Raw genomic sequence first — 12,285 nt, forward strand, 5'->3', positions numbered from 1 at the left:
ATTAAATTGGACAAGATGATGATGTTATAACCTAAATTTGATGAAACAATTGACGTTGAATAAATAAGAATGAGTTCAATAATAATAAAAATTGTCGTAAACAACAGAATAATCTTATTATGTTTATATTGCATTATTGTCCTCCATATATTTAATTGCTTTAAAATGCGCAATAAGAACTTTAACATTAATTGCTATATATACGTTATTGTATTAAATTTGTTAATAAGAGTAAATTTAGTAAATGAGTGGGAAGGTGTCTTTTTATGAAATTAGGAGAATTAACTATTAACGATATTAATGGGGGTAATACTCATATTGATGGAGGTGCCATATTTGGCGTTGTACCTAAACCATTATGCACTAGAAAGTATAGTGTGAATGATAAGAATCAAGTTCATACACCAACACATCCAATTCTTATTCAACATCCTCAATATAATATTTTAATCGATGCAGGTGTAGGTAATGGTAAATTAACTGACAAACAAAAAAGAAATTATGGCGTAACTCAAGAAGGCTTTATAAAAGAAGAATTACAATATTTTGGTTTAACGCTTGATGATATTGATATTGTGTTAATGACACATTTACACTATGATCATGCTGCTGGACTAACTGATTCAAATGGAAATGCACGATTCAAAAATGCTACTCATTATATTCAACAAGATGAATGGCATGAATTCTTAGCGCCTAATATACGTAGTAAAGCGACGTATTGGGAAAAGAATCAAGGTGATTATCAGGACAATATTATTTTATTTGATAAAGAGATTGAACCGGTATCAGGAATTAAAATGATACACACTGGTGGTCATAGCTTTGGTCACTCTATAGTTACAATTGAAAGTGAAGGAGAAAAAGCTGTGCATATGGCTGACATCTTCCCAACAGTAGCACACCAAAATCCATTATGGGTTACCGCGTACGATGATTACCCAATGACTTCAATTCGTGAAAAAGAAAGACTCATACCTTATTATGTTTTAAATGATTACTGGTTCCTCTATTATCATGACGAAAACTATTTCGCAGTTAAATATAATCACAAGGATCATTCAATTACATCATCTATCAAACGTTCATATCGTCAGTATTAAGTTGAAAAAAGGTTATAGTTTAGTTCATTAAGAAAAGTGATACTATAATGAACTAACTATAACCTATCATTTTTATGTAAATTTTAATTTTATAATTCGATAATATTTAAAACTTCACCAGTATATGCATCAGCATAAAAATCATAATCTACTAATTTACCATTTTTAGTTGCGGAGATACCGCCAAGATAAATAGGTTTATTAGCATTAATATTAGGATCGTTAAGAGGTTGTTGTACAATATATGAACCTTTGACATCCATAAAGTATGTTTTGACTTCTTCTAATAACTTATCGGGATTATAAAATTTTTTCTTATTTAGGTAAACAATTACGCCAGCTGATAAAATGACTACCGTACAAGCACCTACAATTAATATATTTTTACAATTTAAACATTTCATTAATGTATCTCCCTTTTCCATGATTCATATTATTAGTTTACCATAATGAAGATGATATAATAAATTATAAGGAGTGAAACATCAAATGACTATTGAAGAGAGTAAAACATTAGAACGCATGGAACATCTGACAGAATTACATGGTGCACCAGGATTTGAAGATGATGTTAAAACATATATGAAAGAACAAATGACACCTTATGTAGATCATTTTGTAGATAATAAAATGGGTGGGTTTTATGGTGTGAAAAAATCACCTAAAGCTAATGCTAAACGTGTAATGATAGCAGCCCATATGGATGAGATTGGATTTATGATTACGCATATCACAGATAATGGTATGATCCAATTTACTAATTTAGGCGGTGTAGCAAATGATATATGGCAGGGACAAAGATTAAAAGTAAAAAATAGAAAAAACGAAGAAATCATTGGTGTCGTTGCCAATATTCCAAAACATTTTAGAACTGGTAATGAAGCAGCACCTCAAATTAAAGATTTAATGTTAGATATAGGTGCAAGTTCGAGTGAAGAAGTTAGACAAAAAGGTATTGAAATTGGCGACACAATTGTACCTGCTACGCCATTTACTCAGTTATCAGAATATAGATATAGTGCAAAAGCGTGGGATAATCGATATGGTTGTCTCATTGCTATTGAAATATTAGAATTACTGAAAGATACAGAATTAGAAGTTGATTTATATGTTGGTGCCAATGTACAAGAAGAAGTAGGCTTAAGAGGCGCTAAAGCATCAGCAGAATTAATTCAACCGGATATTGCATTTGTAGCAGACTGTTCTCCTGCAAATGATATAAAAGGTAAGCAACAATTATCTGGTGCGTTAGGGGAGGGGACATTAATTCGTATCAAAGATGGTACGATGATACTCAGACCTACTTTTAGAGATTATTTATTAAATTTAGTAAAACAATATGATATTCCGCATCAATATTATATGTCACCAGGAGGAACAGATGGCGGTGAAATCCATAAAGCAAATGATGGTATTCCTACAGCAGTAATAGGAGTATGTGCACGTTATATTCATAGTACAGATGCTGTTTTTGATATCCGTGATTATTATGCCGCTCGTCAATTATTAAAAGCATCAATTACGAATTTAAATGAAGAACAAATACAACGATTACAATATCAGTAATATAGGAGTGAAAAACATGATACAACTTGAAACAGAACAACAATTTGAAGAATTAAAGCAAGGAAATACAGTTTTTGAATTTACAGCAGGATGGTGCCCCGATTGTAAGGTAGTCGAACCAGAATTGCCACAATTAGAAGAGAAATATCAATCTTTTAAATTTGTATCAGTAGATAGAGACCAATTTTTAGATATTTGTATAGAAAATGGTATTATGGGTATCCCAAGTTTCTTAGTTTATAGAGACGGAGAATTACTAGGAAGTTATATTGGTAAAGAAAGAAAATCCATTGAACAAATAGATCAATTTTTAGCACAATATATTTAATTGAATAGTTGAAAAATATATTTAAAAACTTGTTTTTTTCTGTTACTATCCTTTGATTTATTGTAAACTATTAAAAGGTGCGAAATAGGAGTGATATGAATGAATGTCTTTCAAATGAGAGATAAAATTAAACAGCGTTTGAATCATTTAGATGTAAATTATAAATTCAATCGTGAAGACGAAACATTAAGAATTTATAGAAAAGACAATCATAAAGGTGTCACAATTAAATTAAACGCTATTGTCGCAAAATATGAAGAAAAAGAAGAAAAAATTGTAGATGAAATTATATATTATATAGATGAAGCAATTGCTCAAATGGCTGATCAAGGTATAGAACAACTTGATGAAATTAAAATTATGCCGGTGATTCGTGCTACAAGTTTTGATAAAAAGACTAAAGAAGGCCATGCATTCATTTATGAAAATCATACTGCTGAAACTAATATCTATTACGCATTAGATTTAGGAAAGTCATATAGACTTATTGATGCAAGTATGTTAGAAACATTGAAAATGACAGAACAACAGATTAAAGAAATGTCACTTTTTAATGTAAGAAAGCTTGACAATAAATATAGTACCGATGAAGTGAAAGGTAATATATTCTATTTTATTAATTCTAATGATGGTTATGATGCAAGTCGCATACTTAATACATCATTTTTAAATGATATACAAGATCAATGTGAAGGCGAAATGTTAGTAGCAGTGCCTCATCAAGATGTTTTAGTCATTGCTGATATACGCAACAAAACAGGCTATGATGTGATGGCTCATTTAACTATGGAGTTTTTCACAAAAGGACTTGTCCCTATTACTTCTTTATCTTTTGGATACGACAAAGGTCATCTTGAACCAATATTCATATTAGGGAAAAACAATAAACAAAAAAGAGACCCTAACGTCATACAAAGATTAGAAGCTAATCGTAAAAAATTTAATGATAAAAATAAATAATGATAAAGGAGATATATATACAATGAATTTATTCTTTAATCCAAATGGTGTAGGAGATGTTGCATTCTTACAAATCGACCCTACAGAAGGCGAATTCAATTATAAAAAGAATAACGACGTAGTAGAAATAACTAACGAAGATAACGAAGTAGTTGGGTATAATTTCTTTAATATATCTACTCATATACAATTAGAAGGTAATGGACACATTAAATTAACTGAAGAAATCGTTAATCAATTACAACAAATGATTAAAAATAATGGTTTCACATATGAATTGAATGCTGATTTATCTCCAAAATTTGTTGTAGGTTATGTAGAAACAAAAGAAAAACACCCTGACGCTGATAAATTAAGTGTACTTAATGTCAATGTAGGTAATGATACATTGCAAATTGTTTGTGGCGCACCAAATGTCGAACAAGGACAAAAAGTAGTTGTAGCAAAAGTGGGCGCAGTAATGCCAAGTGGTATGGTAATCAAAGATGCAGAACTTAGAGGCGTTGCATCTAGCGGTATGATTTGTTCAATGAAAGAATTAGATTTACCAAATGCTCCTAAAGAAAAAGGTATTATGGTGCTAGATGATAGCTATGATATTGGACAAGCATTTTTTGAATAACAAAGGAAGGTCGTGAAAGTATGAGCTGGTTTGATAAATTATTTGGCGAAGATAATGATTCAAATGAAGATATATTAAGAAATAAAAATAAAAGACGCCAGGCAACTCAATCGAATGATTCTAATCATGACTCATTACTGCCACAAAATAATGATATCTATCATCGACCAAAAGGTAAATTCCGATTTCCTATTAATGGTTTTGAATCAGAAAATGTGGAGTCTGAATATACATCTGTGAATGATGGGGAACAATCTTATGTGAAAAATGATGATAATGAAACTTTAACTTCTCAAGAAAGTAAGAGACATCGTCGTAGAAGGAATCATGCCAATGACGATGAGTATGTGAACTCGTCTCGACAATCTAATTCAAATAAAACTAGAAGAAAACAAGTAACAAATCCTTATGTCACTAAATCAACTCACCGCCAAATTTCTCCTACTTCATTAGGAGATAACAAATCTAATAATGGTGCTACATCTTCAAAATCACAACCAAGAATGAAATTACAATCCGAACGTTTTAAATCAAATTATAAAACGCAACCGGAGTATACATATCACAAAAGTGATTTTAAAGCTTCAGAAGTACCATCAGCCATTTTTGGTACGATGAAAAGACGACCAATTGAAAACGGCATGATACCTCCTAAAGACAATGAAGAAGAAACTAATAATAAAATGAGTTCAAATGTTAATCATTCTAGTAACAACGATGGATACACTGCCGAAAGATCCCAAAGCAACTTTAGAAGTAATCAACAATCGAATGATGTAAAAGAAACTAGTACAAATAGTAATTCAAAACATGATGAGAATATAAATCAACAAACATCGTCAGTGGGAGATGAAAAAGCAATTAACTCAACTCCTAACCATTCAACTAAAGATAATACTATTAATATTAACAATATCTATGCATCTCAAATTGTTGAAGAAATTCGAAGAGAACGTGAACGAAAAGTGCTTCAAAAGCGTCGATTTAAAAAAGCATTGCAAGAAAAAAGACAACAAAATAAAGAGACCAATGAAGATAGTATACAAAAAGCAATTGATGAAATGTATGCCAAACAAGCACAACAATATGTTGGTGAAAGTTCATTAGATATGGAATCTCAAGATGATAGCAATGCTATGATTGACGAGTATGACAATAGTGAAACAATAAATCAAACAGATGCAATTGAAAATTCAGAACTAGATCAACAAGAAACATCTCATTACAATTATGAAGAAATCGATTTATCTGATATTAAACCAAGACATCAAGTAAATGATGACGATGTTACTGTGACTGATGTAACAGAACAAGATGATGGCTCAGAAACAACTGATACTAACTATGTTTCATCTCAATCCATATATGATGATCGAACAACTACCATCCAGAAAGACTCTGAATCTAGTCAAAGTGACTCTACAATTAGTTCAGAAAATGCAAAACATCATTACATTGATAGAACATCAATATCAGAAAATGAAGATAATAATATAGATGATGCAGATTATCGAGAATTAGATGATAGTGAGCAACCAACAACATATTCTACTTCAGAACATACATCTTCATCTCTATATGATAGTGAGACATCACAACTTAATGATCATAAGAACTTGAATAGAAGAAGTGGTCATAATGCAGTTACTCAAAGCGTCGATCATGAAACGGAATATGCTAAAAAGCGAAATCCACATATTCAAGATAGCAATTTAGGTGATAGTGATAAAACAATGTCAACATCAGAATCAGTATTAGAAAGTGATGAATCATTAAGTGATAGTTTCATCTCTAATAATAGTAATGAAACATCTGAATTTGTCGCTTCATCTTATGATAATACTCAAAACTTAAGTAGTTCAGAAAATAGCTATTCTGAATCTATAAATGATAATCAATCAGAAAGTTCTGATCAGAATTTTGATAAAGTTAATAGTGAAAATAAAGGCGTAGAAACTAATCAGCATCTACATTCTGAACAAACTAGCAAGCCATTAAAAGGTAGTAAGCCATTTAATGTTGTTATGACGCCTTCAGATAAAAAACGTATGATAGATAAGAAAAAATCTCGCACAGTTCATGTTCCAAATCTAACGCCTGAACGTCAATCAAATTCGACACAATCAAATAATATTAAGCAAGCATCGTCAGAGCAATACAATACATCAGAACACTCTGAATCAAATCAACAATCAAACAATATAAGTGAAAGTGAAGCGCCTTCAGCTGATCGTACAAATGAACTAAATCAAACAACATATGAAAGTGACTCAAATTCAACTGCAAGTGAACATAGCCTAAGTGCAAATGACGTTGTCAATAATGAGAATGTGCAAATGGCTCAGAGCGATTATAATGTTGGAATTAATCAAAATATGGAAGATGATAGTTCGTCTATGCAACATGCTTCCAATGATGTTAATGAAAATGATTCAGATAATCGCAATGAAGACAAACGAGAGAATACTCATGCATCTACATCTAAGGTTACATCTGGAGAAGTGGATAATAATAATGAAAATATTAAAGTTCAAAAGCCCACTATAAGAAAAGGTCCAAATATTAATTTACCTAGTATGGAATTGCTTGAATCACCAGAACCACATGAAGTAAATGAAGAGTGGATTGATGATAAAAAGCAAGAATTAAATGATGCATTATATTATTTCAATGTTCCTGCAGAAGTTCAAAATGTTACTGAAGGTCCAAGTGTGACCCGTTTTGAATTATCAGTTGAAAAAGGTGTTAAAGTATCAAGAATTACTGCTTTACAAGACGATATTAAAATGGCGTTAGCAGCCAAAGATATACGTATCGAAGCGCCGATACCAGGTACAAGTTTAGTAGGTATCGAGGTACCTAATCAAAACCCTGCCAAAGTCAATTTGAGATCAATTGTAGATTCAGATCAATTTAAAAATGCTGAATCTAAATTGACAGTTGCAATGGGTTATCGCATCAACAATGAACCATTACTTATGGACATTGCTAAAACACCTCATGCTTTAATTGCAGGTGCAACAGGTTCAGGTAAATCAGTGTGTATTAATAGTATTTTAATGTCGCTATTGTATAAAAATCATCCGGAAGAATTAAGATTATTATTAATTGATCCAAAAATGGTTGAATTAGCACCATATAATGATTTGCCACATCTTGTGTCACCAGTAATTACAGATGTTAAAGCAGCCACACAAAGTTTAAAATGGGCTGTTGAAGAAATGGAACGTCGATATAAATTATTTGCTCAATATCACGTTAGAAATATTACAGCATTCAATAAGAAAGCTTCTTATGAACAAAGAATGCCAAAAATTGTTATAGTAATAGATGAATTAGCCGATTTAATGATGATGGCGCCACAAGAAGTAGAACAATCCATCGCGAGAATAGCTCAAAAAGCGCGTGCATGTGGTATTCATATGCTTGTTGCCACACAAAGACCATCAGTTAATGTTATTACTGGTTTAATTAAAGCTAATATCCCAACTAGAATTGCATTTATGGTATCATCAAGTGTAGATTCTAGAACTATTCTTGATAGCGGAGGAGCAGAACGACTATTAGGATATGGCGACATGTTATATCTTGGTGGCGGTATGAATAAACCTATCCGTGTTCAAGGTACATTTGTTTCAGATGAAGAAATTGACGACGTTGTAGATTTCATTAAACAGCAACGTGAACCTGATTATTTATTTGAAGAAAAAGAATTATTAAAGAAAACACAAACTCAAGCACAAGATGATTTATTTGATGATGTGTGTGAGTTCATGATTAATGAAGGACATATTTCTACTTCGTTAGTACAAAGACATTTCCAAATTGGGTATAATAGAGCAGCGAGAATCATAGATCAATTAGAACAACTAGGTTATATATCTGGAGCGAACGGTTCTAAACCTAGAGATGTTTATATTACTGAGGCGGATTTGAATCAAGATTAAAAATTAGTAAGGAGTTTTATAATGACACACTATCATTTTGTCGGAATTAAGGGTTCTGGCATGAGTTCATTGGCACAAATCATGCATGATCTTGGGCATGAAGTGCAAGGCTCAGATATTGAAACTTATGTTTTTACAGAAGTTGCTCTAAGAAATAAAGGTATAACTATCTTACCGTTTGATAGTAACAATATTAAAGAAGATATGGTAATTATACAGGGTAATGCTTTCCCTGATACACATGAAGAGATAGTCAAAGCACATCAACTTAAATTAGATGTGATTAGATATCATGATTTTCTTGGCCATGTAATTAACCAATATACTTCGGTAGCAGTTACTGGTGCACATGGTAAAACATCAACAACTGGATTGTTATCTCATGTGATGAATGGAGATAAAAAGACTTCATTCCTTATAGGTGACGGTACAGGAATGGGTTTACCTGGCAGTGACTATTTTGCATTCGAAGCTTGCGAATATCGACGTCACTTTTTAAGTTATGATCCTGACTATGCAATTATGACAAATATTGACTTTGACCATCCTGATTATTTCAGAGATGTTGATGACGTTTTTGATGCATTCCAAGAAATGGCTCAAAATGTTAAAAAAGCTATCATTGCATGGGGCGACGATGAATATCTTAGAAAATTAGAAGCGGATGTACCCATTTATTACTATGGTTTAAAAGAAACTGATGACGTATATGCTAAAAATATACAAATCACTGAACAAGGTACACAATTTGATGTTTATATTAATGGAGAATTTTATGATCAATTCCTATCACCACAATATGGTGACCATAATATTCTAAATACATTAGCTGTTGTAACTATTAGTTATTTAGAAAAAATGAACGTTGATAATATAAAAGAAGCATTAGAAACATTTGGTGGTGTAAAACGTCGATTTAATGAAACAAAAGTATCAAATCAAGTATTAGTAGACGATTATGCTCACCATCCAAGAGAAATTAATGCTACAATTGAAACAGCTAGAAAAAAATATCCACAAAAAGAAGTTATTGCTGTATTCCAACCACATACATTCTCAAGAACTCAAGCATTCTTAGAAGAATTTGCAACAAGTTTAAGCGCAGCTGACCATGTTTTCTTATGTGAAATTTTTGGTTCAATTAGAGAAAACACTGGTGAATTGACGATTCAAGACTTGATTGATCGTATTGATGGATCAGCATTAATTGATGAAAATAGTATAGATGTATTAGAGAAATTTGATAATGCTGTAATATTATTTATGGGCGCTGGAGATATACAAAAAATCCAAAAAGCGTACTTAAATAAATTAGGTATAAAAAAAGATTTCTAATATGTTTATAATGATTTCTCAAGGGTATTAAATATTAATGAATTTTATAATTAGGTATTTAGGAGGCGTTTTTAATGGATTGGATTTTACCAATTGCTGGAATTATCGCTGCGATAGCGTTCTTAATTTTATGTATCGGTATCGTTGTAGTGTTAATTTCTGTTAAGAAAAATTTAGATCACGTGGCTAAAACACTTGATGGTGTTGAAGGTCAAGTACAAGGTATTACAAGAGAATCTACTGATTTACTTCATAAAGTTAACCGTTTAACTGAAGATATTCAAGGTAAAGTTGATCGTTTGAATTCTGTAGTTGATGCTGTTAAAGGTATTGGTGACTCAGTTCAAACATTAAATGGTTCAGTTGACCGTGTAACTAATTCTATTACACACAACGTATCTCAAAATGAAGATAAAATTTCTCAAGTAGTACAATGGTCAAATGTGGCAATGGAAATTGCTGACAAATGGCAAAATAGACACTACCGTCGAGGAAGTGCAAATTACAAAGCAAACACAGTAGCAAATGATACAGATCATAGCTATACTACACGTGTTGACAAATAATTAATAAGAATGAACTAAATGCACTTAAATGAGGTTGTTACTTGTTTAAGTGCATTTGTTATAGGGAGGAATAAATCATGGAACACTATAATCGTGATGATTTTGAAAGAAATAATACTGGAAATGATTTATACAGCCGTCATACTCGTATAAATAATCAAACACCACAACGTAAAGATTTTGTTGTAAGCTTTATTACCGGTGCTTTAGTAGGTTCAGCTTTAGGGTTATATTACAAATTGAAAGTTTTCGAAAAAGCTGATCAAGCGATTGCTAAAGAAAAAGAACTACGTGAAAAAGCATTAAATTACAAATCTCAAGCAGAACAACGTTTTGAATCTGTTAAAAACCAAGTTGAAAACTTCAGAAATAAATCAAAAGATGGTATCTCATCTGATGAATTATCAGCACAAAAAGTCGCAATCCAAAGAGAAGTAAGCGACAATAATTTAGCAGATCAATCACCAGAAGCTAGAGATATTCAAGAAGCAAAATTAGAAGCAGAAGGAAATTCTGGATCAGATGCTTCAGCTACAGAATTAGCAGCACAACAAAACGCAATTCAAGCTGAAACAAATAAAGATAGTTTAGCAGATCAGTCACCACAAGCACGTGAAATACAACAAGCCAAACAAGAAGCGCAAAATAAAGAACAACAATCTAATGCAACGCCATCAGCTACAGAATTAGCAGCACAACAAAATGCAATTCAAGCTGAAACAAATAAAGATAGCTTAGCAGACCAATCACCACAAGCACGTAAAATTCAAGAAGCTAAGGAAGAAAGTCAGAATGAGGAACAACAATCTCATATAAATAGTAATCAACACGTATCATCTGAAGAAGTTGTAATGGCAAAATCTGCTATTAAAGAAGAATCTTCACTATCTGATCCATCAAAAGAAAAAGCTAGCAAATCAACACAATCTAATGCAGATAAATTAGCAAGTGCAGCTAAAACGAAGAAAACAAAATTAGATAATGATGCTAATGTATCAGCTAATACTAAAGCTTTAACAAAAGAACAGGGTGTAGCCAAAAATAATAAACAATCTACACCAAATTTAGTAACTAAAACTGAAGAACAATCAACAAAAAATAATGATGGTTCATTTGCTAATAGACTAGCAAGTGCAGCTAAAACTAAAAAAAGTAAATTAACTAAAGGTTCTAAAGAATCTCAATTAACTACAGCATTACTTGAAGAAGCACCAATTGCAAAATCAACGATGACTAAAGTACCTAATTTAGTTACTAAAACAACAACAAAATCTAACCAAAATAATAAATCAGCACAATCATCATCTAAACAATCTAGTACTAAGCAACCAACAAAAAAACAAAGTAAAGCACAGTTTGATAAAGGTGTCGTAACAAGACAAAATAATAATCAATCAACTAAAAAATCTAATAGTCAAGCTAAAGCAACAACAAAATCAACTAAAAAAAATAGTAATCAAACAACAGCACAAACAAAATCAACTAAGAAAACAACAAAATCATCTAATCAAAATAAAGCACAACAAGATAAAACAAAATCTACTCAACAAAAAGTAGAAAAAACAACTAGTAAAATCGAAAAACGTACTTTTAATGACTAATTAGTTTGTATTTAATATAAGTTAATATTATGATATTAATATAAGCACTCATTGGTTAGTATTTGATTTTAGTGGTTAAAATTAAATGTATAACATATTAGAGTGGAACCCATCATTCATTTACAGTAGGATGTATGACGTTCTGCTCTTTTTCTTTTTTAAAATATGTGTTCATAAATGGGAATATGATAATACTATCATATTTTTAGAAAATTTAATCAATTCCGACAATTATAACTTGAACAATAAAATGTTAA

At 31.3% G+C, this 12,285-nt stretch carries 10 protein-coding genes; 9 read left to right on the forward strand and 1 reads right to left on the reverse strand.

The features are described from left to right. Positions 1-266 precede the first annotated feature (266 nt). Entirely contained in the window at positions 267-1,103 is an 837-nt protein-coding gene (locus CD121_RS06470; RefSeq protein ID WP_126567663.1) for a YtnP family quorum-quenching lactonase, read from the forward strand. Positions 1,104-1,192: 89 nt separating this feature from the next. Here CD121_RS06470 and CD121_RS06475 read toward each other — a convergent pair whose 3' ends face one another. Then, positions 1,193-1,507: a PepSY domain-containing protein gene (locus CD121_RS06475; protein WP_017638265.1), complete on the reverse strand. Its 315-nt coding sequence runs from the start codon at positions 1,505-1,507 to the stop codon at positions 1,193-1,195. Between the two features lie 85 nt (positions 1,508-1,592). On the opposite strand from CD121_RS06475, the gene CD121_RS06480 reads away from it, so the two are divergent. The 8 genes from CD121_RS06480 to CD121_RS06515 all read left to right on the forward strand — a co-directional run bounded on the left by CD121_RS06480 (position 1,593) and on the right by CD121_RS06515 (position 12,028). Continuing rightward, complete coding sequence (locus CD121_RS06480) at positions 1,593-2,669, forward strand: M42 family metallopeptidase (protein ID WP_046466824.1); 1,077 nt, start codon at positions 1,593-1,595, stop codon at positions 2,667-2,669. Between the two features lie 16 nt (positions 2,670-2,685). Then, positions 2,686-2,997: a thioredoxin family protein gene (locus CD121_RS06485; protein ID WP_246456629.1), complete on the forward strand. Its 312-nt coding sequence runs from the start codon at positions 2,686-2,688 to the stop codon at positions 2,995-2,997. Between the two features lie 99 nt (positions 2,998-3,096). Continuing rightward, entirely contained in the window at positions 3,097-3,957 is an 861-nt protein-coding gene (locus CD121_RS06490; RefSeq protein WP_046466822.1) for a DUF1444 domain-containing protein, read from the forward strand. Positions 3,958-3,979: 22 nt separating this feature from the next. After that, positions 3,980-4,579 (forward strand): YtpR family tRNA-binding protein, encoded by a 600-nt coding sequence (gene ytpR, locus CD121_RS06495; protein WP_017638261.1) that lies wholly within the window; start codon positions 3,980-3,982, stop codon positions 4,577-4,579. A gap of 20 nt (positions 4,580-4,599) precedes the next feature. Further along, positions 4,600-8,526 (forward strand): DNA translocase FtsK, encoded by a 3,927-nt coding sequence (locus CD121_RS06500; protein ID WP_126567665.1) that lies wholly within the window; start codon positions 4,600-4,602, stop codon positions 8,524-8,526. Between the two features lie 21 nt (positions 8,527-8,547). Continuing rightward, complete coding sequence (gene murC, locus CD121_RS06505) at positions 8,548-9,861, forward strand: UDP-N-acetylmuramate--L-alanine ligase (protein ID WP_017638259.1); 1,314 nt, start codon at positions 8,548-8,550, stop codon at positions 9,859-9,861. A 74-nt stretch (positions 9,862-9,935) separates the two neighbouring features. Next, positions 9,936-10,427, forward strand: coding sequence for a DUF948 domain-containing protein (locus CD121_RS06510; protein ID WP_002467416.1), 492 nt, complete (start codon positions 9,936-9,938; stop codon positions 10,425-10,427). A 77-nt stretch (positions 10,428-10,504) separates the two neighbouring features. Further along, positions 10,505-12,028, forward strand: coding sequence for a coiled-coil domain-containing protein (locus CD121_RS06515; RefSeq protein WP_126567666.1), 1,524 nt, complete (start codon positions 10,505-10,507; stop codon positions 12,026-12,028). Positions 12,029-12,285 lie beyond the last annotated feature (257 nt).

It is taken from the genome of Staphylococcus pasteuri, from assembly GCF_003970495.1.
Lineage (GTDB): Bacteria > Bacillota > Bacilli > Staphylococcales > Staphylococcaceae > Staphylococcus > Staphylococcus pasteuri.